Below are 24,776 nucleotides of genomic sequence, written 5' to 3'. Positions count from 1 at the left end.
ATAGCCCATAGCTGATAGCCGATAGCTGAACGCCCTATTGGGATAAATCATCCACTGGGGTTGTGCCCGGCCTGTAAGCCAACTACAGCCCCACTTCCCCGTGGACGGGCGCTCGGTGGTCGCTGCCGTGCCCCAGTCGTGACTATGCGGCTCACGGGGGAGGGGGTGGGCGGGGTGGCGCAGACGAGCATGCCGCCGGGTCAAGGTGCGGCCCGCACCCCCGCGTACGCGGGCACTGAGGCCCGGCGGCATGCCCGCGAGTCCCTCGGGGGCCGCCAGGGGGAGCAGGTTTCCGGCGTATGCCGGATCGCGTACTGCGATGCCCTCGCCACGTGGAATGGCCTCCCCCTCGCTCCCCCGACGGCGGAGCGGGGGACACCAAACCAAAGCACCCCACACCGGTCCCCACTCCCACCATCCGGGAAGAGCGTCACTCGACAACAATCGCCCGGTAGTCGTTGAGGTTGTTCTGGGTGGGGCCGGTGATCACCAAGCCGTCGTGGGCTTTGAAAAAGCCGTAGGCGTCGTTGTTGGCGAGGTGCTGTTTGGCCTCGAGGCGCGAACCGCTACCCCCCGTATCGAGCCGCTCCTCGCTCAGCGAACCGGGGTGAATTACCGCCCCCGCCGCCTCGGTGTTCCCGTCGATGCCGTCGGAGTCGCAGGCCATGCCCCACACCCCGCGCTCGCCCAGGAAGTAGGCCAGCCACAGCAAAAACTCCTGGTTACGTCCCCCTTTGCCCGTACCCCTGACCGTCACCCCGGCCTCACCCCCCGAGAGCAACACCACCGGCGGCGCGACCGGCCGGCGGGTCTCGCGGATGCTCTGCACCATCGCCGCGTGGAAGCGGGCCAGCTCGCGGGCCTCGCCCACGAAGCGGTCGGAGAGGACCAGCACGCGGTAGCCCTGCCCCTCCCAGTAGCTTTTGGCGGCCCCCAACAGGTGCCGCGCCGCCCCGATGAGCCGGTTCTCCACCCGCCCGAACACGGGGTCGCCGGGTTTGGGGGTCTCGGGAAGCTCGCCGCGCGCGCCGCGCTCGAGGTGCTCGCGGGCCGGGCTCTCGATGCCGTAGCGCTCCAGCACCTCCAGCGCTTCGGCAAAGGTGCTGGGGTCGGGCACGGTGGGCCCGGAGGCGATCACCGAGGGGTCGTCGCCGGGCACGTCGGAGAGCAGCAGGCTGCTGACGCGGGCCCGGGTCGCCGCGGCCAGGCGCCCGCCCTTGAGCCTCGAGAGGTGCTTGCGCACCGCGTTGACCTCCCGGATGTCGGCCCCCGAGGCCAGCAACGCCCGGCTGAGCGCCCGCTTCTCCTCGCCCGAAATCCCCCAGGGGGCGCTCACCAAAGCGCTCCCGCCGCCCGAGATCAGCACCAGCAGGTGGTCGGTGGGGGAGAGCCGCCCCACGAACTCGAGCACCCGTTCCCCCGCGAGCAGGCTCCTCTCGTCGGGCACGGGGTGGCCCGCCTCGAGCAACTCGAACCCCGGAAGGCGGGCGCCGGGCTCGAGGTGCCCGTAGCGCGTGACGCCCAGGCCCGGCAACTCCCCGTAAGCCTCGCTGACGGCCTCGAGCATCGGGAAGGCCGCCTTCCCCAGCGCCAGCACGTGGGTGGGCGGGGCCTCGGGCAGCGCCTGGCGGGCCAGGCGGTAGGGGTGGGTGGCCTCCAGGGCGAAGCGGAAGGACTCGAGCAGCTTCTCGCGCATGAACGGCTCGATTATCCGGGGTTGACAGGGCCGAAAGCCAGACGGTAGCCTGACCCCGATGTTCGCGTCTTCGCGCAAACCTGTGCAACGGGAGGTGGGTTAGGCCCTATAGGCTTCGAACCCTGCTCCCGGCCCTTTCGCGTGGGCCGGGTTTTTGTTTGGGGAGGCGAACGTAGAATGGAGGGACCATGCAAAGCACGCTGAACTGGCTCGAGGTGGAGAAGGCCCACGACTCCGGCGTGTACAACAAGCACGACGTGGTGATCGTGCGGGGCGAGGGTGCCCGCGTGTGGGACAGCGAGGGCAACGAATACATCGACTGCGTGGGCGGCTACGGGGTGGCCAACCTGGGGCACTCCAACCCCTACGTGGTCGAGGCCGTGCAGCGGCAGGCGGCCACGCTGATGGTGATGCCCCAGACCCTGCCCAACGACAAGCGGGCCGAGTTCTACGCGGCCATCACCGGCATCCTGCCCCCTTCCTTGCGGCGGGTGTTCCCCTGCAACTCGGGCACCGAGGCCAACGAGGCGGCGCTCAAGTTCGCCATGATGGCGACGGGCAAGCGCAAGTTCGTGGCGGCCATGCGCGGCTTCTCGGGCCGTACCCTGGGCGCGGTGGCGCTGTCGTACGAGCCCAAGTACCGCGAGCCCTTCGGCCCCTACGGCCACGACGTGGTGTTCATCCCCTACAACGACGTCGAGGCCCTGAGGAATGCGGTGGACGAGAACACGGCGGCGGTCTTCCTCGAGCCCGTCCAGGGTGAGGGCGGGGTGCGCCCGGCCACGCCCGAGTTCATCCAGGCGGCGCGCCAGGTCACCTCCGAGCGCGGCTGCCTGCTGATCCTCGACGAGATCCAGACCGGCATGGGCCGCACCGGCAAGCGCTGGGCCTTCGAGCACTTCGGCGTCGTGCCCGACATGATCACCATGGCCAAGGCGCTGGGCGGAGGCGTGCCCATCGGCTGCATGGTCATGACCGACGCGGTGGCCGACAAGATGCCCAAGGGCGGGCACGGCACCACCTTCGGCGGCAACCCGCTGGCGATGGCCGCCGGGGTCGCGGCGATCCGCTACCTCGAGCACACCCGCCTGTGGGAGCGGGCCGCCGAGCTGGGCCCGTGGTTCGTGGAGCAGCTGCGGGCCATCGGCTCGCCCAAGGTGCGCGAGGTGCGCGGCCTGGGCCTGATGATCGGCATGGAGCTCAAGGAGAAGAGCGCGCCCTACATCCACCGCCTCGAGCACCAGCACCGCGTGCTCACCCTGCAGGCCGGCCCCACCGTCATCCGCTTCCTGCCGCCCCTGGTCATCGAAAAAGTCGACCTCGAGCGCGTCGTGGAGGCCGTGCGCGAGGTGCTGGCCTGGAGCCCTAAGGAATGAGGGCGGGCAGGACCTCGGGGAGGTTGTCGGAGTCGGCGGGTGTCTCGCCCTCGTCGAGCGGCCCCGCTTCCAGCAGCCGCTCCAGCAGCCAGCGGCGGTAGACGTCGGCCTCGCGGCCCTTGCCGGTCCAGCGGGCGCGGTTGAACATGGTCAGGGCCATGAGCATGGCGTGGTGCTGCCCCGCGCGGTCCTGCCCGAGGCCGAACTGGCGGTAGAGCCGGTCGATCTGCTCGACGCTGCGCCGCGCGGTGGCCTCGTCCTTGAAGCCGAGCTGGTTGGCGAAGTACTTGGAGTAGACGTTCATGGGGTGGGCGGTCGAGGTGTAGAGGTCGTAATAGCCCGCCAGCAGGCCCGCCTGCTGCAGCACCGTGCCCACGTAGCTCGAGCGCGTCCCGGTGATCATGGCAAGGTCCTCCACTTCGGACACGCCGGAGAGGTAGAGCGCGAGGATCTGGTCCTTCTTGGTCGCGGCGGAGCGCTTGACCCTCGAGCGCAGGCTGGCCGCTTCGGTCTTGTTGGGCGTAGCCATGAACACCTCCTGTCGAGCTGAGTATGGGTGGCGCAACTGACCACCGCCTGATCGCCGCCTGAGCCCTGCGGGGCCGAAGGTGTATCGTTTGGGACGAGTCGGGGGGTTTGGATGAATCTGGAACCGGTGGAATTCCTCAAGGGGGCGCTCGAGATCCCCTCGGTCTCGGGCACCGAGCGCCTAGTGGCGCAGTACCTGGCCCAGGGCATGGAGCGCCTGGGCCTCAAGGCCTGGGTGGACGAGGCCGACAACGCCCGCGGCGTGTGGGGGCACGGGCCCTTGCAGGTCGTGCTGCTGGGCCACATCGACACCGTGGCCGGGGTGGTCCCGGTGCGGGTGGAAGGCGACAAGCTCTTCGGGCGCGGCGCGGTGGACGCCAAAGGCCCCTTCGTGAGCTTCGTCCTGGCGACGGCGGGGCTGCCGCAAGAACTCAAGGACCGGGTCACGGTGCACCTGGTGGGCGCCACCGAGGAGGAGGCCCCCTCCTCCAAGGGGGCGCGCTACGTGGCCGACAAGCTCGAGCCCCACTACGTGGTGATCGGGGAGCCCTCGGGCTGGCAGGGCATCACCCTGGGCTACAAGGGCCGCCTGCTGGTCAAGGCCCGCCGCCAGAAGGACCACTTCCACTCCGCCCACCACGAGCCCAACGCCGCCGAGGAGCTCATCAGCTACTTCACCTCGATCAAGGCCTGGGTCGAGGCCATGAACGTGGGGCAGGGGGCCTTCCACCAGATCCAGTACACCCTGCGCGACTTCCGCATCGAGCCGGCCGAGCTCGAGCAGGTCGCCGAGATGTTCTTCGACCTGCGCCTTCCCCCCCGCCTGCAGCCCGAGGACGCCGTGCGCCACCTGCTGGCCTACGCCCCCCCCACCATCGACCTGATCTTCTCCGGCCGCGAGGTGCCCTACGTCGGCCCCAAGGACACCCCCCTCACCCGCGCCATGCGCATCGGCATCCGCCAGGCCGGCGGCACCCCCGTGTTCAAGTACAAGACCGGCACCTGCGACATGAACGTGCTGGCCCCCCACTGGTCGGCCCCCATGATCGCCTACGGCCCCGGCGACTCCACCCTCGACCACACGCCTTACGAGCACGTCGAAATCCCCGAGTTCCTGAAGGCCATCGAGGCGCTGCGGACGGCGCTGATGCAGGTGAGCCGGGGTGGTGTTCCCCGCGTGGGTGAGCGCGTCGATGGTCGATAGCTGATGGCCGGGCGCCGGGCGCGGGTCGTACGTCGTACGCGAGACGCCGAACGCCGAACGCAAAACGCAAAACGCAAAACGACTATTCTTTACCCCCCTTGCTAAGGGGGGTTAGGGGGGATAAACCCTCCCCGCGCGGGGAGGGCCGGGGTGGGGCAACCACGGGCCATGAGCTGACGGATGAAGGCTGATAGGTGATGGCTTAACCTTCGCCGCTTACCCCCAGTTGCCTCAACGCCTCGAACAGCCCGATCCCCACCGCCACCGAGAGGTTGAGCGAGCGCACGGGGCCGGGCATGGGGATGGTGACGGCGGGGAACTGGCGCAGGACTTCGTCGGGGAGGCCGCGGGTTTCCGGGCCGAAGAGGAGGTAGTCGCCGGGGTGGTAGGCCACGGCGGTGTAGGGCTGCTGGGCCTTGGAGCTGAAGGCCCACACCCGGGCGCCGGGCTCGAGCCCCTCGACGAACTTCTCCCAGGAGTCGTGCAACACGTGGCGCACGTAGGGCCAGTAGTCGAGGCCGACACGCCTGAGCCGGGGGTCGCCGGCGGCTGCGGCGCCGAACCAGCGGAAGCCGAAGGGGCGGACGAGGTGCAGCTCGGCCCCGGCCGAGGCGCAGGTGCGGGCGATGTTGCCGGTGTTTTGCGGGATGTCGGGCTGGTAAAGGACTACGCGCAGCATCCAGGTGCCTCCACCGCCAGTTTGCCAGATGGGGGGGTTCATGAAGGAAGGCCGCTTAGCGGCAGGTTGGGGCCCAAACCGGCCGATCCGGTGCTTTCCCGGCAGAGGTGGCGGCAGGATTTAGCCCTCGAGGAGGGCGCTTGGCGGAGCGGCGGCGGTAGGCTGGAGGCCTCCAAACTCTGAGAAACCGGGCTCATAAACCCGGCTTTCGGGGCACAGAAACCCTCGCGCAGAGCAATTTCGGCCTTATTCAACCCAGAACCACCCCACCTTCGTGCTAGGATACTCCGGGGAGTCATGTGCTAGCGCCCGAGCTCGTGCTCTGTGCAATAGCTCTAGGATTCGGCCTCGCGCTCCTGCGCGCGGCCCGGCGTCAGCCGGTGTGGCAGGGGGCGGCCTGGGGGCTGTTGCTGTGGTCGATGGAAGAGCTGGCCTGGTGGGTGCAGCGCGGCGAGGGCTTCACCGCCGTCGTGACCCCGGCCGACGCGCTGTTTTATGCGGGGGCGGCGAGCTGGATGACCACGCTCATCCGCCTCGAGGCGCGCGGCACCCCGCGCTGGGGCCTGCTGATCGTCCCGGCGCTGGGGCTGTGCGCGGCGGCCCTGCTGGCCCGGCCCTCGGCGCTGTTCTCGGCCGTGGTGTCCTCCCTCGACCTGCTGCTTCTGATCTTCGCGCTGCCCGTCCTCGAGCCCGCCCTGCGGGGGCAGGCCTCGGTGGGGCGGCTGCTGCTGGGCCTGGGGATCTTCTTCCGGGTGAGCGTGCACAGCGCGTACTACTGGCTGGGCGAGCCCGCGCTGGGGCTGCTGGACTTCAGCATGTGGGGCGGCAGCTACGCGCTGATGGGCCTGGGGGCCTACCTCGAGGCGCGCGAGCTCGAGCGGCGGGCACGTTTTTGGCCCTACCTGCTGGGGGTCGTCAGCAGCCTGGGCGTCTACCTGCTCTTCCTGCAGGCCGCCAGCGTCCTGCGCACCTCCATGCTGGTCGAGGCCGCGCTGCTGGCGGCGTACCCGCTGCTGGTGATCCTGCTGGCCTTCCTGGGCGTGCTCTACCGCGACCGCCGGCGGGCCGAGGACCGGCTGGCGCGCTGGCTGTCGCTGCTCGAGCGGCTGGGCGAGCTCGAGGCCGGCGTGCACTCGACCCAGACGATGGGGGCCCCGGCCCTGATGAAGCGGGTGCTGGAGGCCTTGCAGCCGGTGTTCCCCGACCTGGTGGGCATCGAGATCCGCAACCGCGAGGCGGTGCGGGTGGGCAAGGCCGCGCTCTACGTAAAGCACTTCCCCCTCTACGTCGACGACGCCGAGGGGCGGCTGTACTTCGAGCGCACCCCCAGCCCCTCCGACGCCCACGACCTCGAGGTGCTCGGGCCCTTCGTCTCGGAGAAGCTGCGCTCGGCGCTGTCGCTGGAGGAGTGGCGCCACCGCGCCCTCACCGACCCCCTCACCGGGCTGCTCAACCGGCGGGGCCTCGAGCGCCAGATCCCCCGCCTCATCGACTTGTGCCACAAGAACCAGCGCCCGCTGAGCGTGGCGATGGTCGACCTCGACCACTTCAAGCGCATCAACGACACCTACGGCCACCCCGTCGGCGACCGGGTGCTCCAGACCCTCGCCGGGGTGCTGCGCCGCCACCTCCGCACCGAGGACCTGGCGGTGCGCTGGGGCGGGGAGGAGTTCGCGCTGCTGCTCTACGGGGCGGGCCTGGAGGAGGCCCGGCGGGTGCTCGAGCGCATCCGGGCCGAGCTCGGGGCCCTGGACATCGAGCCCATCCCCTGGAACGTCACCCTCTCGGCCGGCCTCACCGGCGGCAGCGTCCCCAGCTCGGAGGGCCTGCTCGAGGCCTGGATCCTCCAGGCCGACTGGACCCTGCTGCACGCCAAGGAGGCGGGCCGCGACCGGGTGATGGTCTCCGAGCCCCCGCGCAACCCCGACGTCGAACCCCGCGGGACGACGGCTTCGTAGCGGCGAGAGATGGTGAGCCAGAGAATATCTACAGGCTCCGAAGTGTGGATATGCTGACGCCTACCAGGAGGAAGCTATGCCTGTACGTTCCGCGGAAGCCATCTGGCAGGGTACCCTCAAGGAGGGCAAGGGCCACCTGAAGCTCCAGAGCGGGGTCTACGAGGGCCCCTACACCTACGCCTCGCGCTTCGAGAGTGGGCCCGAGACCAACCCCGAAGAGCTCGTCGGCGCGGCCCACGCGGGCTGCTTCGCCATGTTCCTCTCGGCCCTGCTGACCAACAACGGCTTCACCCCCGAGCGCCTGCACGCGAAGTCCAACGTCCACCTGGGCGAGGGCCCCACTATCACCAAGATCGTGCTCGAGCTCGAGGCCGCCGTCCCCGGCCTCTCCGAGGAGAAGTTCCACGAACTCGCCCAGGAAGCCAAGACCAAGTGCCCCATCTCCAAGGCCCTAGCCGCCGTCCCCGAGATCGAGCTACGGGCGAAGCTGGTGTCAGGGGAAGCGGTAAGCGGTCAGCCGTAAGCGGTCAGCCATCAGCTCATGGCCCGTGGTTGCCCCACCCCGGCCCTCCCCGCGCGGGGAGGGTTTATCCCCCCTAACCCCCCTTGCTAAGGGGGGTAGAGAATAGTCGTTTTGCGTTTTGCGTTCGGCGTTCGGCGTTTGGCGTCTCGCGTACGACGTACGACCCGCGCCCGGCTATGGGCTATCAGCTATCGACCATCGACCATCGACCATCGACCCCCTACCCCCTCGCTTCCCGCTACTATGGGTGCGTGATCGTCGATTTCGTCGAAGAGGTGATGCAGCGCCCGCCGCTGGTGCTGGGCGTGGACCCGCGGCCTGAGCTGCACCGGGCGGCGGCTGGGCGCGGGTCGCCCCTGCCGCACGTGCGGCGGTACACCCTCGAGCTCATGGAGGCTTTGGCCCCCAGGCTCTGCGCGGTCAAGTTCCAGGCGGCGTTCTTCGAGGCCTTGGGGCCGGAGGGCTTCGCCCTGATGCACGAGCTGGTGGCGGGGGCGCGGGTGCTGGCGCTGCCGGTGATCCTCGACGCCAAGCGGGGGGACATCGGCTCGACCGCCGAGGCCTACGCCCGGGCCTACCTCGAGGCCTACCCCGGCAGCGCGCTCACCGTGAACCCCTACCTGGGCGAGGACGCGCTCGAGCCCTTCCTGCGCTCGGCCGAGCGCAGCCGGGGGGCGCTGTTCGTGCTGGTCAAGACCTCCAACCCCGGCTCGGGGCTCTTCCAGGACCTCCCGCTGGCCGACGGGCGCACCCTGGCCCAGGTGGTGGCGGGGTGGGTGGCCGAGCAGGCCGAGCGCTACCGGGTGGGGGAGTGGAGCCGGGTGGGGGCGGTGGTGGGCGTGACCTACCCCGAGCAGGTGGCCGGTCTGCGGGCCGCCATGCCGCGCTCGCCGCTGCTGCTGCCCGGGCTGGGGGCGCAGGGCGGGGAGCCCTTGCGGGGCGCGGGGCTGCTCAACTCGGCCAGCCGGGCGCTGTACTACCCGGGTGGGGAGCCCCGGCTCGAGGCCGCCGTGGCCCAGGCCGAGGCCTACCTGAGCGCCCTTAGCTCACCCACCCCGTCGCTCTGAAGTGTTCGAAGCCCCGCCGGGTGAGCTCGGAGAGCTCCTCGAGCAGCGCGGGCTCGGCGGCTTTGAAGTTGAAGCAGGACTTGCCCTGCATCCGCTTGCGCAGGGCCGGGGAGATGCCCTCGAGCAGCTCCGGGTGGTTGTAGACCGGGATCAGGTGGTAGCTGACGTAGTTCTTCTTGAGCTGGACGCTGCCGAAGGCGAACTGGTAGCCGTCGGGACGCTTGTGGTGGGTGTAGAGCACGTAGTTGTCGGGGGCGTCGGCCTTGACCTCGAGGCGCGGGGCGTAGGGCTCGAGCAGGGCCTTCAACTGGGTGAACACCGCCTGAAAGTCGCTTTCCTTGGGCATGGTTACCTCCGCCGGGCCTTGGGCGGCAGGCTGGCGACGTGCTCCAGGCTGGTTTTGACCCAGGGGGCCAGCGCCTCGGGCCGGGCGAGGAAGCCCTCCGGCACCACCACGTACTGCCTGCTCGGCGGCGAGCCGGGGTCGTACTGCAGGCGCCGGGCCCCGGCCTCCTCCAGCAGCGCCGCCTGGGCCTGCGCGGGCAGCTTGAGCGCGAGGCCCACGTCGGAGAGCGAGGCGAAGACCTGCCCGTAGGCGTAGGCCGCCAGCCCGCCGAACATCGCCCGAAAGCTCAGGGGGACGCCGGGGGCGACCTGCTTCGCGGCTTCTTCCAGGTGCTGCCTTAATGCTTGAGGCTCCATGAGACCTCCTGGGGGGCTCGAGGCCAGTCTATTATGCTCACAGCAAAATATCAACTCATAATATGCTAACATCACCCCATGGGGCACCCCGAGCATCCCCTCCCCGGCATCGTCGGGCGTGGCGCAGCCTCCAACCCCTCCAACCGCTTCGAGCGGCTGCAGGTCACCCTCGACCCGCACGACGACTACTTCGAGCCCGAGGCGATCAAGCCACAAACCCAGTATTTCAAGGACCATTCCCGCTCGATCATCGCCCGCAACGACTCCCCCGACGTGGGGGCCAAGGTCAGCATCAACCCGTACCGCGGGTGCGAGCATGGTTGTGTGTATTGCTATGCCCGGCCCACGCACGAATACCTGGGCTTCTCCCTGGGCCTGGACTTCGAGACCAAGATCATGGTCAAGACCGACGCGCCCGAGCTGCTGCGCAAGGAGCTCGCGCACCCGCGCTGGCAGCCGCAGGTGGTGATGTTCAGCGGCGTGACCGACATCTACCAGCCGGCCGAGCGCCACTTCGAGCTCACCCGCCGCTGCCTCGAGGTCTTCCTCGAGTTCCGCAACCCCGTGGGGATGGTCACCAAGAACTACCTCATCACCCGCGACCTCGACCTCCTGCGGGAGATGGCCCGCTACCGCTGCGTGTCGGTGGGCATCTCGCTCACCACCCTCGACGAGGAACTGCGGCGGCTGATGGAGCCGCGCACCTCGGCGCCCAGGCGCCGCCTGGCGGCCATCGAGGCCCTGGTGAGCGCCGGGGTGCAGGTGGGGGTGATGACCGCGCCCATCATCCCCGGCCTCAACGACCACGAGATCCCCGCCCTGATCCGCGAGGCGGCCCAGGCCGGGGCCAGGTGGGCCGCCTACACCGTCGTGCACTTGCCCTACGGGCTCAAGGACCTCTTCACCGACTGGCTCTCCCGCCACTACCCCGAGCGCAAGGAGAAGGTGCTCGGGCGCATCCGGGCCATGCGGGGCGGCCAGCTCAACGACCCCCGCTTCGGCTACCGCATGACCGGCGAGGGCGTCTTCGCCGACCAGATCCGCCAGCTCTTCCGCACCGCCTGCCGCAGGGCAGGGTTGCCCAAGCCCGCCTACCGGCTCACCACCGAGCACTTCCGGGTGCCCGGGGTGCACCAGCCCCGGCTGTGGTGAAGGGGTCTCGTCAGCTCGAGGCCCGCTCCACGAGCCGCCGCAGCAGCCCCTCGTACAGTTCCCGGCCCCGCAGCGCCTCGCGCCAGCGGGAGGGGATGCCTTCCAGGCCGTGCCGGATCCCCGCGATCCCCCCGGCGACGCAGGCGGTGGTGTCGGTGTCGTGGCCCAGCGAGACCGCGCGCTTGACCACGGCCTCGTAGCTATCGGCCTGCAGGGCCCATCGGGCGGAGTGCAGGGTGTCCACCACGTAGCCGCTGCCCCCGCCTTTGGGCGGGTCGTCGGGGCGGACGTGGGTCTCGAGCTCCCCCCGCTCGGGGCTGCCCTCCGGGTACATCGCCCGCAAGGCCGCCACCGCCGCGCCCCAGGGCTCGGGGTGGGCCTGCAGGGTGCGGCGGGCCCACAGGCAGTAAAGGGCGCAGCAGACCTGCGCGCGCGGGTGCGCGTGGGTGATGAGGGACTGGAGCTGAGCGTCGCGCACCAGCTCCGCGTCGGTCCCCCGGTGCCACAAGGCCAGCGGCAGCACCCGCATGAGCGACCCGTTGCCGTTGTCGCGCTCGCCCGCGCCGCCCGCCTCGAGCGCACGCACCCCGCCCATGATCCGCTGGACGGCTTTGGCGGTCTGGATCCCCACGTCGAAGACCGTGAAGTCCACCGCCATGTAGCCCTGGGTGTACCAGGCCACCAGCCGCCGCGCGAGGTCGTCGGGGTCGAGGTGGCCGCGCTCGAGCAGCGACGCCAGCAGCGCCAGCGCCTGCGCCCCGTCGTCCGACCAGGTCCCGGGCGGGACGTGTGCGTGCGAGCGGGCGAAGCCCTCCGGGGGGCTGAATTCGATCAGGCCGGGCGCGGGGATCGCCTCGGGAGGGTGGAACTCGTACGGCACCCCCAGCGCATCCCCGACCAGCAGCCCGACGAGCCCTCCGGCGACCCGGTCCTGCGAGGTTGGCATGGGTTATTTATACGTCATGGGGAGGGCGGGGGGTGGCGATGGCTGAACGCCGGGCGCGGGTCGTACGTCGTACGCGAGACGCCAAACGCCGAACGCCAAACGCTAAACGCCAAACGCTAAACGCTAAACGCCTTTTCTTCACCCCCCTTAACAAGGGGGGCTGGGGGGGGATACCCCCTCCCCGCGGGCCGGGAGGGGTTTAGCACCGGCCGAGCCTTTCGCTGAAGGCTGACGGCTGACCGCTGATGGCTTACCGCTTGAGGGCCGGGGCGGAGTCTCCCGCACGCCACGCGCCATCCGTGACGCGCACTTTTCCTGGGTGCCCGTTAGCATAGAGCCTGATGGACGTGCTTCAGATGTACCGTGAGACGGGGGCCTTGCACGAGGGCCATTTCCTGCTGCGCAGCGGGCGGCACTCGCCGATGTTCATGCAGTCGGTGACGCTGATGCAGCACCCGCTGTACGCCGACGCGATCGGGGAGGCCATCGGTGGGCTGTTCGAGGACGTGGGGTTGGACTTCGTGATCGGGCCCGCGATGGGCGGGGTCACGCTGGCCTTCGTGGTGGCCCGGGCGCTGGGGGTGCGGGCGTTGTTCGCCGAGAAGGACGGGCAGGGAGGGATGTACGTGCGCGAGGGGCTGCTCATCCGGCCCGGCGAGCGCTTCCTGGCGGTCGAGGACGTGATCACCACGGGGGGTTCGGTGAAGCGGGCCATCGAGGCGGCCCAGGCCAAGGGGGCGAGGTGCATCGGGGTGGGGGGCATCGTGGACCGCAGCGGCGGGAAGGCCGACTTCGGCGTGCCCTTCAAGACCCTCACCGCCCTCGAGTTCCCCACTTATGACCCGGGTGACTGTCCCCTGTGCCGCCAGGGGATACCCTTACTCGAGATGTAAACCACCCTAACCAAACGCTAGCGCGTTCTGGTTAGGGCTTTCCGAGAGGAGACGATGCACAGACGACACCCTCAGAATCCGGGCCGGTTTACACAGGTCAGGCGCACAGCGCCCAGCGGCTATGCCGCTCCCCTCGCGGCCCTCGCCCGTCGAGCCCGCTCTCCGGGCGACGATCCCCTGCGGGACGGGGCTGCAACCCCGTGCACGCAAGGCGATGTTATACGCGGCCACCCAGTCGGCCAGGTTACCGGCAAAGCCGGTATGGCCTACGGCCACCCCCTCGTTGTGCTGGAAGCCGCACGCCGTGCAGCGGAAGAGGGCCTGGCTCCGGCGGTTCTCCCTGGCGGTGTGGCCGCAGCGGGGGCACCCCTGGCTGGTGTGCCGGGGGTCCACCGCCACCACCCGCACCCCCCTCAGGGCCGCCTTGTACCCCAGCAGGAAGCGCAGCTTGGCGTAGGGCCACAGGTGGTGCAGGTGCCGGGCCTCCCTGCCGCGTTTGGTGGTACGGCACCTGAGGTGGGTCAAATCCTCAATGGCGAGGGTGTCTCCGGGGTCGAGGCCGTCCACGATCCGCCTCGCCAGGGCGTGCAGGGCGTGGCTCACGAAGCGGGCTTCCCTCCCCGTAAGCCGTTCCCAAAGGCGTTTTACACCCCTGGTGCGTTGGGAAGGGCGGTCGAGCCTGCTCCTGACCTCGGCCCGCTTCTTCAGGTAGTTCAGGCGCACGCCCTTCAGGGGGCCGCCGGAGAACCGTACGCCGCTGGAAAGCATAGCCAGGGTTTTCTGGCCCATGTCCAGACCAACGATTGTTCCACCGCCGCCGGGAGGGGTCGGGGTCTCAATGCGCAGAACCAGGTTGATGTACCACTTCCCCCTCGGCCCCTGGGTCAGCACCCCGCCCTGCACGCCCCTGGCCCGCGCCAGCAAGCCGCGCTGGTAGTTGCCCAGCCTCATCGGGATCACCAGCCGCCCCGCCGTGGTGGTCAGCGAGACGCTCTCGTCTTCCCCCCGCAGGGACAGGGTGCGCTGGTCAAAGGCGCAGGAGGTGGGCTGGTAGAACCTGGCCCGGCTGCCCCGCTTCCGGCCCACGCGGGCAATCGCCTGCACCGCGAGGTTAGCGCTCAAGCCCATCGCCCGGAGGTCGCGGTAGACCAGGCGGTGCAGCTTGAACCTACGGAACTCCCCGTGCTCCTTGGCCACCCGCAGGGCGTGGTTGCAGCCCTCGGCGAACCGCCGCGCCGTGGCCTCCAGCGCCGCCGCCTGTTCGGGGGTGGGCTTGAGGGTGCAGCGGAGCGTGAGGGTCTGCATAGACGCAGTATAACACATCATGTGAAGGAGGTGAGCGGGTATAGCCGCCTGACGGCGGCCTGGGGCCCTACCTCCCCGACCAAACTTGGTCCGGGTCTCCCGCCCCAGACCCCAATCCGATGAGACCGCTCGAGCTCAACCGTCATCGGCCCGGCGCCGCAGGCCCGGCGCTTCGGGGATTCGCCAAGCTTTGGGGGCCGGCGTGGGCGCTGCTGCTGAGCCTGTGCCTGGCTTTCGGCTTCTCCCTCGCCCTCGCGCACGGCGAGGAGATCGACGCGGCCAAGCAGGCCGTGCGGGAGTGGCAGGAGGGGAAGTACACCGTCGACCCCAGCCAGGCCTTCGGCAAGCCCACCGAGGAGGCGGTGCGCCTCCTCGAGCGCTACATCGCCTTCCCGCCCCCGCCGGAGGATCTGGAGGTCAACCTCGAGGCCCCGCTCGAGGAGGAGGGCACCCGCGGCACGGTGGTGAGCTTCCCGGCCAGCGTGGGCGAGCGCACCGGCGAGGTGCGGGTGCTGGTGCAAAGCGGTGAGCCCGTTCGCATCAGTTGGGTTCCGGCTGGGGGGCAACTGCCGCCGTGGATCAGCAGCCCGCTGGCCTGGGGCCTGTTCGCCTTCGTCTCCCTGGGCTGGCTGCTGGCCCTGCGGGGCGACAACGTCCTGGGGCGCTGGTGGCGCGAGGGCTGGGCCCTGGTGCGGCAGCACTGGCGCATGTACCTGACGCTCAACGCCGTGCTCTACGGGCTGTTCGCGCTGGGCGCGCTGGCGGCCTATGCCTCGCCCGAGATGGCGGGCCTGGTGCAGCGGGTGGTGGGGGGCGCCCTCGAGCAGATCGGCATCGGGGAGGGGGAGAGCAGGGGCGGGGTGCTCGAGTTCGCCCTGCTGATCTTCTACTGGAACTTCACCCGCGGCCTGGTGCTCACCACCGCGCTGCCGGGGCTGCTGCTGGGGGTTCCGGCGCTGCTCATCAACGCCTTCCGCTACTTCCTCTTCGGCTTCGCCCTGAGCCCGGCGCTGTTCCCGGCGGTGGCTTTCCTGGCCCACGTGCCCACGCTGCTCATCGAGCTGCAGGCCTACATCCTGGGCACCTTCGGCGGCATGGTGCTGGCGAGCAAGGTGCTCAAGGGGGAGGGCTTCCGGGCGGGGCTGCGGGCGGTGGGGCTCACGCTGTACCTCGGCGCCTTCTTCCTGCTGCTGGGCGCCTGGTACGAGGCCTTCGAGATCCTGGTGCTGCTCGGGCGGTGAAGCCGGGGCACGGGGGAAGAGGAGGCGGGAGAGGCAAGGCCGGGCGAGAGTGCTTCACCTCCGGGCCCCCGGCGCAGGACCTAGGACGTAAGACCATGCACCTGAAAGGGGCTTTGCGAGCATGAAGATCACCGTCATCGGCGCGGGTGCCTGGGGCACGGCGGTTGCCCTGCTGGCGGCGCAGAAGGGCCTCGAGGTCGCGCTTTGGGCCCGCCGCCCCGAGCAGGCCGAGGCCCTGCAGGCCATGCGGGAGAACCGCGAGTACCTGCCGGGGGTGGCCCTGCCCGCCAACCTCCGCCCCACCTCGAGCGCCGACGAGGCGCTCCAGGGCACCGCCTTGGCGGTGGTGGCGGTGCCCTCGAGGGCCCTGGCCCAGACCCTGGCCCCCATGCCCAAGGCCCCGGCCTACCTCTCGCTCACCAAGGGCCTGGCCTACACCGGCCACGGCCTGACCCGCATGAGCCAGGTCATCGCGGAGGCGACCGGCGTGGAGCGGGTGGCGGCCCTCTCGGGCCCCAACCTGGCCGAGGAGATCGCCCGCTTCCAGCCCGCCGCCTCGGTGGTGGCCGCCGTGGAGCCGGGGCTGGCCCAGCAGGTGCAGCAACTCCTGGGCGGCCCCAGCTTCCGGGTCTACACCAGCCGCGACATCGTCGGCGTCGAGCTCGGCGGGGCCCTCAAGAACGTCATCGCCCTGGCGGCGGGCATGGTCGACGGCCTGCGGCTGGGCGACAACGCCAAGGCCTCCTTGATGACCCGCGCCCTGCGCGAGATCGTGCGCTTCGGCGTGGCCCAGGGGGCACACAGCGAAACCTTCTACGGCCTCTCCGGCCTGGGCGACCTGATCGCCACCTGCACCAGCCTGCACTCGCGCAACCGCGGCGCCGGGGAGAAGATCGCCCGCGGGGCCACGCTGGAGGAGCTCGAGGCCAGCAAGCAGGTGGTCGAGGGCGTCTACACCGTCAAGGCCCTGCACGCCTGGGGGCAGGAGTCGGGGGTCGAGTTGCCCATCACCGAGGCGGTGTACCGGGTGGTGTACCGGGGGGAGAAGCCGCTCGAGGTGCTGTCGGCCCTGATGGGGCGGGAGGCGAAGCCGGAGTAGGGGTTGATGGGTGGGCGCTGATAGCCGATAGCTGATAGCAAAATGCTAAACGCAAAACGCCGAACGCCGAACGCAAAACGCCAAACGCCAAACGCCAAACGCAAGACGCAAGACGCAAGACGCAAGACGCCAGACGCCTTGTCACCCCCCTTGGCAAGGGGGGCTGGGGGGGATACCCCCTCCCCGCGCGCGGGGAGGGACGGGGAAGGGATCTCCACGGGCCTTTCGCGGATAGCTGAAGGCTGAGGGCTGACCGCTTACGGCTTCCCCGTCACTTTCAATACGAAACCTACGTCTTTCGTTTCTCTTACATTAAGACCGGCAAGCGGTTGACAAACGAAACCTGACCTGCTTACAATACCGCTGACCTGAGAGTTAGACGGTCGCCGCCAGGGGAGCGATGGCGCTGTGGGCGAGCCGGTTGTGGTTTAGCCCCAGAGGTGCTTTTGTTTCTCCGGGTGGGGGGAGGGGTACAGGCATGAAGAAATTGCTGTTGGGGGTGTTGCTGGTGATGGGGATGGGCCTGGCGATGGCCCAGCAGATTCGCATCGTGGTCATCTCGCACGGGCAGGCGGCCGACCCCTTCTGGTCGGTGGTCAAGAACGGCGTGGACCAGGCGGCCAAGGACATGAACGTGCGGGTGGAGTACCGCGCGCCCGAGACCTTCGACATGGTGCGCATGGCCCAGCTCATCGACGCGGCGGTGGCCTCCAAGCCCAACGGGATCGTGGTCTCCATCCCCGACGCCAAGGCGCTGGAGAAGTCCATCACCGCGGCGGTGAAGGCGGGGATTCCCGTGGTCTCGATGAACTCTGGCTCCGACGTGGCCGAGAAACTGGGCGTGCTGGTCCACGTGGGCCAGACCGAGTACGAGGCGGGGCTGGGGGCCGGCAAGCGCATGAAGGCCGCCGGGGTCAAGAACGCCATCTGCGTCAACCAGGAAGTGGGCAACGTGGCCCTGGACCTGCGCTGCAAGGGCTTCTTCGACGGGCTGGGCATCAAGGCCAACGTGCTGCCGGTGAAGATCGGCGACCCCACGGGCATCAAGAACGCGGTGGCCGCGGCCTTGCAGAAAGACCCCACCATCGACGGCATCCTGACGCTGGGCCCCACCGCAGCCGAGCCGGTGCTGCAGGCGGTGGAGGGCAAGAAGATCACCTTCGGCACCTTCGACCTCTCGCCGGCCGTGCTCAAGGCGCTGAGCGAGAAGAAGATGGCCTTCGCCATCGACCAGCAGCAGTGGCTGCAGGGCTACTTGCCCGTCGTGATCCTCACCAACTACGCGCGCTACGGCCTGCTGCCCGCCAACCCCGTCATCCTCACCGGGCCGGGCTTCGTGACCCCGGAGAACGCGGCGCGGGTGATCGACCTGAGCAAGCGGGGGATCCGGTAGCCCTCGAGTAGCCCTTCGGGATCGGTCGCACGGCTCGAGGCTCCCAACGCGCTCGCTGGGGGCCTCGCCGTCTAGAGAGCTAAGGATCGGAGGTGACGCCATGGCGGTAGGGCTGCCCGACGAGCGGCTGCAACCGGTGAGCCTGTGGAAGCGGCTGCTGCTGCGGCCGGAGCTGGGCTCGATCGCGGGCTTGGTGGTGGTGTTCTTGTTCTTCGCCGTCGTCGCGGGCGGCAGCGGCTTCCTCACCTGGGGCAGCGCGCGCAACTACCTCGAGGTCGCCGCGCAACTGGGCATCCTGGCGGCGGCGGTCGCCATGCTCATGATCGGCGGCGAGTTCGACCTCTCGGTGGGCTCGATGATCGGGGTCGCGGCCATCCTGATGGCCCTGCTGAGCCACCCCGACTACGCCGGCCTGCCGGTCTCGCTGGCCTTCTTCCTCACGGCGGGCTTTGCCCTGGGGGTGGGCTACGTCAACGGCTGGCTGGTGCTGCGCACGGGCCTGCCCTCCTTCATCGTGACGCTGGCGATGATGTTCATCCTGGCGGGGGCCAACATCGGCTTCACCAAGCTGATCACCAAGATCACCATCGTCTCGGGGATCGGGGAGGCGGTGGCGCGTGACCCCCTGAGCCCGCTGTTCACCGGCGCGCTGCTGGGGCTGCCGGCGGCGGTGTGGTGGTGGCTGGCGGTGACGGCGGCGCTGAGCTGGGTGCTGCTGCGCACCCCCTTCGGCAACTGGGTCTTCGGGGCGGGCGGCGACCCCAACGCCGCGCGCAACGTGGGGGTGCCGGTGCGCCGGGTCAAGATCACCCTCTTCATGCTCACCGCCGTCGCGGCCACGCTGGTGGCGGCGATCCAGGTGATGGGGCTGGGCTCGGCCAACGTGCTGCAGGGGCAGCAGAAGGAGCTCGAGGCCGTGGCCGCCGCGGTGATCGGGGGCTGCTTGCTGACGGGCGGCTACGGCTCGGTGGTGGGCGCGGGCATCGGGGCCTTGATCCTGGCGGTGGTGCAGCAGGGCATCGTGTACACCAACATCGACCTCGACTGGTTCAAGGTGATGGTGGGCGGCATGATCCTGGGCGCGGTGATCCTCAACAACTACCTGCGCAAGCTCAGCATGCAGGTGCGGAGGTGAGGCCGTGACCCCCCTGATCGAGCTGCGCAAGGTGAGCAAGTACTTCGGGCCGGTGGTCTCGCTCAAGGACATCGACATGAAGGTGTACGCGGGCGAGGTCCACTGCCTGTTGGGCGACAACGGCGCGGGCAAGAGTACCCTGATCAAGGCGCTCTCCGGCGTGCACCCGCCCTCCGAAGGCCAGATCTACATGGAGGGGCAGCCCGTCAGCTTCAGCTCCCCCCGCGACGCCCTGGACAAGGGCATCGCCACGGTCTTCCAGGACCTGGCCATGCTGCCGCTGATGAGCATCAGCCGCAACTTCTTCCTCGGGCGCGAGCCCAAGCGCCGGGTGGGGCCCCTCACCGTCTACGACGCGGCCTTCGCGGCGCGGGTGGCTCGAGAGGAGCTGCGCAAGATCGGCATCGACATCCGCGACCCCGACCAGCCGGTGGGCACGCTCTCGGGCGGGGAGCGGCAGTCGGTGGCGATCGCCCGGGCGGTGTACTTCGGCGCCAAGGTGCTCATCCTCGACGAGCCGACCTCGGCCCTGGGGGTCAAGGAGGCCGCGGTGGTGCTGAAGTACGTGGTGCAGGCGCGGGCTCGAGGGCTGGGGGTGATCTTCATCACCCACAACGTCCACCACGCCTGGGCGGTGGGCGACACCTTCACGGTGCTCAACCGCGGCCGCAGCTACGGCACCTTCAAAAAGGCCGAGACCACCCGCGAGAAGCTGTTGCAGATGATGGCGGGGGGGGAGGAGCTCGAGGCGCTGGCCGTCGAGCTCGACCTCATCGCCCGCAAGGACCCCACCCCGGCGGCGCGGATGGAGCAGCGGGCGGCGGAAGCGCTGCACGAGCCCGACGGCGGCTGAGCAGGAGGACGCGTGAAGGCACTGAACATGGCGATGATCGGCGCGGGCCGCATGGGCCAGGCCCACGCGCGGGTGCTGGCGGGGCTGGCGGAGTGCCGGGTGAGCCGGGTGATCGACACCTCCGCCGAGAACGCCCGGCGCGTGGCCGAGGAGCTGGGGGCGCAGGCGAGCACCCTCCTGGAGGACGCCCTCGAGGACCCCGCCGTTGACGCGGTGGTGGTCACCACCCCCACCCCCACCCACGCCGACGTGGTGGAGGCGGCCGCGCGGGCGGGCAAGGCCATCTTCGTGGAGAAGCCCGTCGCCGACGGCCTCGAGGCCGGGCGGCGGGTGGTGCAGGCCGTCGAGCGCGCCGGGGTGCCCTGCCAGGTGGGCTTCCAGCGGCGCTACGACCCGGCCTACCGGCGGGCCAAGGAGATGATCGAGCACGGCGAGCTCGGCCGCGTGGAGGGCTTCCGCGCCGTGGGCCGCGACCCCCACCCGCCCAGCCTCGACTTCCTCAAGACCAGCGGCGGCCTGCTGCTGGACATGGGCATCCACGACCTCGACGCCGCCCGCTTCTTCGTGGGCGAGGTGGCCGAGGTCTACGCCATCGGAGGCACCTTGATCGAACCCGAACTCCAGCACTACGGCCTTTTCGACACCGCCGTGGCCACCCTGCGCTTCGAGGGCGGCGCGGTGGGGACGCTCGAGGTCGCCCTGCGCACGGCCTACGGCTACGACATCCGCACCGAGGTGCTGGGCGAGAAGGGCCGCATCCACATCGAGCGCGACCGCCGCCCCGACCTCACCTTCTACGACGAGCGCGGGGGGAACTTCGACCGCCCCCGCAACTTCGAGCAGCGCTTCCCCGAGGCCTACGCGGCCGAGATGGTGGCCTTCGCCCGCAACCTGCACGCCGGCAAGCCCGTGACGCCCGACGTGCGCGACGCGTGGTACTCCCTGCGGCTGGCCAAGGCCGCCCAGCACGCCCTCGAGACCGGACAGGTGGTGCGGGTGCGGGAGTTCGGGGGTGAGCTGTGAGCCGCGCGACCGAGCGCCTGACCGTGGCCCAGGCCCTCGTGAAGTTCCTGGCCGCGCAGCACACCGAGCGCGACGGGCGGCGGGCCCGCCTGATCGCGGGGGTGTGGGCCATCTTCGGGCACGGCAACGTCTCGGGGCTGGGGCAGGCTCTGGAGGAGTACGGCGACGCGGTGGGCCTGCCCACCTACCGCCCGCAGAACGAGCAGGCCATGGTGCACGCGGCGGCGGCCTACGCCAAGCACACCGCCCGCATGAGCACCTTCGCCTGCACGGCCTCGGTGGGGCCGGGCTCGGTCAACATGCTCACGGCCGCGGCGGGCGCGACCGTCAACCGCCTGCCGGTGCTGCTCCTGCCCTCCGACTACTTCGCGGGCCGCATCCCCGACCCCGTGCTGCAGCAGCTCGAGCACCCCAGCGAGCACGACGTGAGCGTCAACGACGCCTTCCGGGTGGTGAGCCGCTTCTTCACCCGCATCACCCGGCCCTCTCAGCTCCTCTCCGCGCTGCCCGAGGCCATGCGCGTGCTCACCGACCCCGCCGAGACCGGCGCGGTCACAATCTGCCTGCCCGAGGACGTGCAGACCGAGGCCTACGACTGGCCCGCCGAGTTCTTCGCCCCGCGGGTGTGGCGCGTCCGCCGCCCGGTGCCCGAGCCGGAGGCGCTGGCGCAGGCCGCCGAGCTCATCCGCGGCGCCCGGCGCCCCCTGATCGTCACGGGCGGTGGCACCCTCTACTCCGAGGCCCACGCCGAGCTCGCGCGCTTCGCCGAGGCCTTCGGCATCCCGGTCGCCGAGTCGCAGGGGGGCAAGGGCGCGCTGCCCTGGGACCACCCCATGTGCGTGGGGCCGGTGGGCTCCAACGGCGGCACCGCCGCCAACCGCCTCGCCCGCGAGGCCGACGTGGTACTGGCGGTCGGGACGCGGCTGGGCGACTTCGTGACCGCCTCCAAGACCGCCTTCCAGAACCCCGGGGTGCGCTTCGTGGGGCTCAACGTGCTCCCCTTCGACGCGGGCAAGCTGGGCGGGGTGTCGCTGGTGGCCGACGCCAGGCGCGGCCTCGAGGCGCTCGAGGCGGCCCTGGCGGGCTTCGAGGGCAGCCCGGCCGCCTACCGCGCGGAGGTGGGGCGGCTCAAGCGGGAGTGGGACGACCTCGTCCAGGGCTACCGCACGCCCCGCCCCGAGAAGGCGGAGATGGCCCAAGCCGAGGTCATCGGCCTCGCCAACGAGGCTTTCGGCGGCAAGGCCACCGTGATCTGCGCGGCGGGCAGCCTGCCGGGCGACCTGCTCAAGCTCTGGCGCTGCGAGGACCCCAGGGCCTACCACCTCGAGTACGGCTTCTCCTGCATGGGCTACGAGATCCCCGCCGGGCTGGGGGTGGCAATGGCCGAGCCGGGGCGCGAGGTGGTGGTCTTCATCGGCGACGGCAGCTACCTGATGATGAACTCCGAGGTCGTCACGGCGGTGGCCGAGGGCCTCGACCTCACCGTGCTGCTCCTCGACAACCGGGCCTTCGGCTCGATCCGCGGCCTGCAGATGTCGCTGGGCTCGCCCTCCTTCAACAACGAGCTGCGGCGGCGCGACGCCGGGACCGGCCGCACCGACGGGCCGCCGGTGGAGGTGGACTTCGCCGCCCACGCCCGGGCCATGGGGGCGAGCGTGTGGAGCCCCAGGAGCTACGCCGAGCTGGAAAAAGCCCTCCGCGAGGCTCGAGCCGCCCGGGGCGTGCGGGTGATCGTCGTCCCGGTGAGCCTAGACGACCGGGTGCCGGGCTTCGAGAGCTGGTGGGACGTCCCCGTGGCCGAGGTCTCGAGCCAGCCCGGGGTGAGGAAGGCCCGCGAGGAGTACGAGGCGCATCTGAAGAAGCAGCGGCGCTATTTCTGAGGGGGAGGCAGAGGGAAGGCGCAAGACGCGAAGCGCTGAACGCCCTTGTCACCACGAGCTACGAGCCTTTCGCCTTTGGCTATCGACCATCGACTATCGACCCAGAAAGGAACACTCGAGAATGGCAATCCGTTTCGGCAACGCACCGTGTTCGTGGGGCACCATCGAGGGCTGGGGGCAGGGCATTGGCTACCGCCAGATGCTCGACGAGCTCAGGGCCACCGGCTACGGCGGCACCGAGCTGGGCGACTGGGGCTACATGCCCACCGAGCCCGAGCGCCTGCGCCAGGAGCTCACCTCGCGCGGCCTGACCATGCTGGGCGCCTACGAGGGGGTCTACCTGCTCGAGCCCGCCGAGCACGGCCCGGGCGAACAGCGCGTGCTGCGCACCGCGCGCCTGCTCAGGAGCGTGGCCGACGTGGGCGACGGCTGGCAGCCCTTCGTGGTGCTGGCCGACGAGCACAGCCGCGACCCCGTGCGCTTCGCCAACGCCGGGCGGGTCCGGCCCGAGATGAGCCTCGACGCCCGGCAGTGGAAGGTCTTCGCGTCGGGCGCCGACCGCATCGCCCGGGCCGTCCACGACGAGACCGGCCTGCGCACGGTGTTCCACCACCACTGCGCGGGCTACGTCGAGGCCCCCTGGGAGATCGAGGCGCTGCTCGAGCACACCGACGGCGCGGTGCTGGGGCTGGTGTTCGACACCGGCCACTACCTCTACGGGACGGGCGTGAACGAGCCGGAGCAGGTGCTGGAGGGCCTCGAGCGCTTCCAGGGGCGCCTGTGGTACGTGCACTACAAGGACTGCCACCCCGCCGTCGCCGGCGAGGCCCGCCGCCAGGGCTGGAACTACAAGGAGGCCGTCGGCAGGGGGGTCTTCTGCGAGCTGGGCCGGGGCCAGATCGACTTCGGCGCGGTGACGCGCAAGCTCGAGGCGCTGGGCTATGACGGCTGGATCACCGTCGAGCAGGACGTGCTCCCCGGCATGGGCGAGCCCCGCGTCAGCGCGGCGCACAACCGCGAGCACCTGCGGCAGGTGACGGGGCGATGAAGAAGGGCGAGGGTCAGAGGTCGAGGGCCAAGAGCGCGAAGTCCCAAAGGACGCCCGGCCCTCGGCCCCCGACGTTCGACCTGATCACCATCGGGCGCTCCTCCATCGACCTCTACTCCAACGACGTGGGCGCGGCCTTCCCCGACATCACCTCCTTCGGGGCCTACATCGGCGGCAGCCCGCTCAACATCGCGGTGGGGGCGCGGCGCCTGGGCCTCAGGACCGCGCTGCTGACGGCGGTGGGGCCGGACAAGGTGGGGGAGTTCATCCTCGAGCGCCTCCGGCGCGAGGGGGTCGAGACGTGCTACATCCCGCAGAAGCCCGGGGCCCGCAGCAGCGCGGTGGTGCTGGGCATCGAGCCGCCCGACCGCTTCCCCATCACCTTCTACCGCGACAACGCCGCCGACACCCAGCTCTCCATCGACGACGTGCTGGCCGTGCCGATCGCCGCCGCCAGGGCCGTCCAGCTCTCGGGGGTGGCCCTGGCGAAGGAGCCCAGCCGCAGCGCGACCTTCTTCGCCGCCGAGCAGGCCAAAGCCGCGGGGGTGACCGTCTTCCTCGACCTCGACTTCCGCGCCGACCAGTGGCACGACCCCCGGGCCTACGGCGTGCAGGTGCGGGCCCTGCTGCCTTTGGTGGACGTGGCCTTCGGCACCGAGGAGGAGGTCAACGCCGCCATGCTGCGCCGCCCGGAGGACGTCGTCATCCGGCACTCGCAGGTCACGGCGCCGGAGATCCGGGGGGACGTGGAGGCCAACGTGCGGGCCCTGCTGGCGCGGGGCCCGGGGGCCCTGGTGGTCAAGCGCGGGGCCCGGGGCTCGGACGTCTACCTGCAAGGCGGCGGCGCCGTGCACGCGCCGGGCTTCGCGGTGGAGGTGCTGAGCGTGCTGGGGGCGGGCGACGCCTTCGCCGCCGGCTTCATCTACGGGCGGCTGCAGGGCTGGGACTGGTACACGAGCGCCCGCATGGGCAACGCCTGCGGGGCCATCGTGGTCACGCGCATCGGCTGCGCCGACTTCACGCCCTACCTCGAGGAGGCCCTGGCCTTCGTCGAGGCGAACGGGGGCTTCTGAGT

23 protein-coding genes are annotated in these 24,776 nt (G+C 70.4%); 16 read left to right on the top strand and 7 right to left on the bottom strand.

Features of this window, described 5'->3' with window-relative positions; genetic code table 11:
- Positions 1–430: 430 nt before the first annotated feature.
- Positions 431–1,696, bottom strand: a complete 1,266-nt coding sequence (locus tag MEICH_RS0100740; protein ID WP_027891036.1) for a glycerate kinase type-2 family protein — start codon at positions 1,694–1,696, stop codon at positions 431–433.
- Between the two features lie 188 nt (positions 1,697–1,884).
- Between MEICH_RS0100740 and lysJ the strand changes: the two genes are divergently transcribed.
- Positions 1,885–3,072 carry a [LysW]-aminoadipate semialdehyde transaminase LysJ gene (gene lysJ / locus MEICH_RS0100735; protein WP_027891035.1) on the top strand — a complete coding sequence of 396 codons (1,188 nt, stop codon included), beginning with the start codon at positions 1,885–1,887 and terminating at the stop codon, positions 3,070–3,072.
- Here the strand turns inward: lysJ and MEICH_RS22890 are convergent.
- Positions 3,062–3,601 (bottom strand): hypothetical protein, encoded by a 540-nt coding sequence (locus MEICH_RS22890; protein WP_174422426.1) that lies wholly within the window; start codon positions 3,599–3,601, stop codon positions 3,062–3,064. The genes lysJ and MEICH_RS22890 overlap by 11 nt on opposite strands.
- A 111-nt stretch (positions 3,602–3,712) precedes the next feature.
- Between MEICH_RS22890 and MEICH_RS0100725 the strand changes: the two genes are divergently transcribed.
- Complete coding sequence (locus tag MEICH_RS0100725) at positions 3,713–4,804, top strand: [LysW]-lysine hydrolase (RefSeq protein ID WP_027891034.1); 1,092 nt, start codon at positions 3,713–3,715, stop codon at positions 4,802–4,804.
- A gap of 202 nt (positions 4,805–5,006) precedes the next feature.
- Here MEICH_RS0100725 and MEICH_RS0100720 read toward each other — a convergent pair whose 3' ends face one another.
- Positions 5,007–5,483: a tRNA (cytidine(34)-2'-O)-methyltransferase gene (locus MEICH_RS0100720; RefSeq protein ID WP_027891033.1), complete on the bottom strand. Its 477-nt coding sequence runs from the start codon at positions 5,481–5,483 to the stop codon at positions 5,007–5,009.
- A 299-nt stretch (positions 5,484–5,782) separates the two neighbouring features.
- Between MEICH_RS0100720 and MEICH_RS22885 the strand changes: the two genes are divergently transcribed.
- The 3 genes from MEICH_RS22885 to pyrF all read left to right on the top strand — a co-directional run bounded on the left by MEICH_RS22885 (position 5,783) and on the right by pyrF (position 9,031).
- Positions 5,783–7,441, top strand: a complete 1,659-nt coding sequence (locus MEICH_RS22885; protein ID WP_157202538.1) for a GGDEF domain-containing protein — start codon at positions 5,783–5,785, stop codon at positions 7,439–7,441.
- A 76-nt stretch (positions 7,442–7,517) separates the two neighbouring features.
- The gene (locus MEICH_RS0100710) at positions 7,518–7,964 is read left to right on the top strand and encodes an OsmC family protein (RefSeq protein ID WP_027891032.1); all 447 of its coding nucleotides are present in this window, start codon (positions 7,518–7,520) and stop codon (positions 7,962–7,964) included.
- Between the two features lie 278 nt (positions 7,965–8,242).
- Positions 8,243–9,031, top strand: coding sequence for an orotidine-5'-phosphate decarboxylase (gene pyrF, locus MEICH_RS0100705; protein ID WP_036218604.1), 789 nt, complete (start codon positions 8,243–8,245; stop codon positions 9,029–9,031).
- Here the strand turns inward: pyrF and MEICH_RS0100700 are convergent.
- Positions 9,006–9,377: a hypothetical protein gene (locus MEICH_RS0100700; RefSeq protein WP_027891030.1), complete on the bottom strand. Its 372-nt coding sequence runs from the start codon at positions 9,375–9,377 to the stop codon at positions 9,006–9,008. The two genes, pyrF and MEICH_RS0100700, sit on opposite strands and share 26 nt — an antisense overlap.
- Positions 9,378–9,379: 2 nt before the next feature.
- On the bottom strand, positions 9,380–9,733 hold the full coding sequence (locus tag MEICH_RS27590; protein WP_169730614.1) for a TfoX/Sxy family protein: 354 nt from the start codon (positions 9,731–9,733) through the stop codon (positions 9,380–9,382).
- Between the two features lie 78 nt (positions 9,734–9,811).
- On the opposite strand from MEICH_RS27590, the gene MEICH_RS0100690 reads away from it, so the two are divergent.
- Positions 9,812–10,885 carry a PA0069 family radical SAM protein gene (locus tag MEICH_RS0100690; protein WP_027891029.1) on the top strand — a complete coding sequence of 358 codons (1,074 nt, stop codon included), beginning with the start codon at positions 9,812–9,814 and terminating at the stop codon, positions 10,883–10,885.
- A gap of 10 nt (positions 10,886–10,895) precedes the next feature.
- Here the strand turns inward: MEICH_RS0100690 and MEICH_RS0100685 are convergent, their stop codons facing one another.
- Positions 10,896–11,831 (bottom strand): ADP-ribosylglycohydrolase family protein, encoded by a 936-nt coding sequence (locus MEICH_RS0100685; protein WP_027891028.1) that lies wholly within the window; start codon positions 11,829–11,831, stop codon positions 10,896–10,898.
- A 341-nt stretch (positions 11,832–12,172) separates the two neighbouring features.
- On the opposite strand from MEICH_RS0100685, the gene pyrE reads away from it, so the two are divergent.
- Positions 12,173–12,724: an orotate phosphoribosyltransferase gene (gene pyrE, locus MEICH_RS0100680; protein ID WP_027891027.1), complete on the top strand. Its 552-nt coding sequence runs from the start codon at positions 12,173–12,175 to the stop codon at positions 12,722–12,724.
- 6 nt (positions 12,725–12,730) lie between these two features.
- Here pyrE and MEICH_RS0100675 read toward each other — a convergent pair whose 3' ends face one another.
- Positions 12,731–14,050, bottom strand: coding sequence for an RNA-guided endonuclease InsQ/TnpB family protein (locus tag MEICH_RS0100675; RefSeq protein WP_027891026.1), 1,320 nt, complete (start codon positions 14,048–14,050; stop codon positions 12,731–12,733).
- A 98-nt stretch (positions 14,051–14,148) separates the two neighbouring features.
- Here MEICH_RS0100675 and MEICH_RS0100670 point away from each other — a divergent pair, with 98 nt between their 5' ends.
- From MEICH_RS0100670 to iolC, 9 genes are all read left to right on the top strand, one after another.
- Entirely contained in the window at positions 14,149–15,270 is a 1,122-nt protein-coding gene (locus MEICH_RS0100670; RefSeq protein ID WP_245587580.1) for a stage II sporulation protein M, read from the top strand.
- Between the two features lie 121 nt (positions 15,271–15,391).
- On the top strand, positions 15,392–16,369 hold the full coding sequence (locus tag MEICH_RS0100665) for an NAD(P)H-dependent glycerol-3-phosphate dehydrogenase (protein ID WP_027891024.1): 978 nt from the start codon (positions 15,392–15,394) through the stop codon (positions 16,367–16,369).
- A 478-nt stretch (positions 16,370–16,847) separates the two neighbouring features.
- Positions 16,848–17,762, top strand: a complete 915-nt coding sequence (locus MEICH_RS0100660; protein WP_027891023.1) for a sugar ABC transporter substrate-binding protein — start codon at positions 16,848–16,850, stop codon at positions 17,760–17,762.
- 100 nt (positions 17,763–17,862) lie between these two features.
- On the top strand, positions 17,863–18,897 hold the full coding sequence (locus MEICH_RS0100655; protein ID WP_027891022.1) for an ABC transporter permease: 1,035 nt from the start codon (positions 17,863–17,865) through the stop codon (positions 18,895–18,897).
- Positions 18,898–18,901: 4 nt separating this feature from the next.
- Positions 18,902–19,750: an ATP-binding cassette domain-containing protein gene (locus MEICH_RS0100650; RefSeq protein ID WP_027891021.1), complete on the top strand. Its 849-nt coding sequence runs from the start codon at positions 18,902–18,904 to the stop codon at positions 19,748–19,750.
- Between the two features lie 12 nt (positions 19,751–19,762).
- Positions 19,763–20,773: an inositol 2-dehydrogenase gene (gene iolG, locus MEICH_RS0100645; protein WP_245587579.1), complete on the top strand. Its 1,011-nt coding sequence runs from the start codon at positions 19,763–19,765 to the stop codon at positions 20,771–20,773.
- Complete coding sequence (gene iolD / locus MEICH_RS0100640) at positions 20,770–22,653, top strand: 3D-(3,5/4)-trihydroxycyclohexane-1,2-dione acylhydrolase (decyclizing) (RefSeq protein WP_027891019.1); 1,884 nt, start codon at positions 20,770–20,772, stop codon at positions 22,651–22,653. The genes iolG and iolD overlap by 4 nt, the downstream gene beginning before the upstream one ends.
- A 121-nt stretch (positions 22,654–22,774) precedes the next feature.
- Positions 22,775–23,701 carry a TIM barrel protein gene (locus tag MEICH_RS0100635; RefSeq protein WP_027891018.1) on the top strand — a complete coding sequence of 309 codons (927 nt, stop codon included), beginning with the start codon at positions 22,775–22,777 and terminating at the stop codon, positions 23,699–23,701.
- Positions 23,698–24,774, top strand: coding sequence for a 5-dehydro-2-deoxygluconokinase (iolC, locus tag MEICH_RS0100630; RefSeq protein ID WP_084542108.1), 1,077 nt, complete (start codon positions 23,698–23,700; stop codon positions 24,772–24,774). The genes MEICH_RS0100635 and iolC overlap by 4 nt, the downstream gene beginning before the upstream one ends.
- Positions 24,775–24,776: the final 2 nt, after the last annotated feature.

The sequence above is a fragment of the Calidithermus chliarophilus DSM 9957 genome (genome assembly GCF_000430045.1).
GTDB classification, from domain to species: Bacteria; Deinococcota; Deinococci; order Deinococcales; family Thermaceae; genus Calidithermus; species Calidithermus chliarophilus.
The sequence above is the reverse complement of the archived record's forward strand: the minus strand, read 5'-3'. Positions and strand labels throughout refer to the sequence as shown.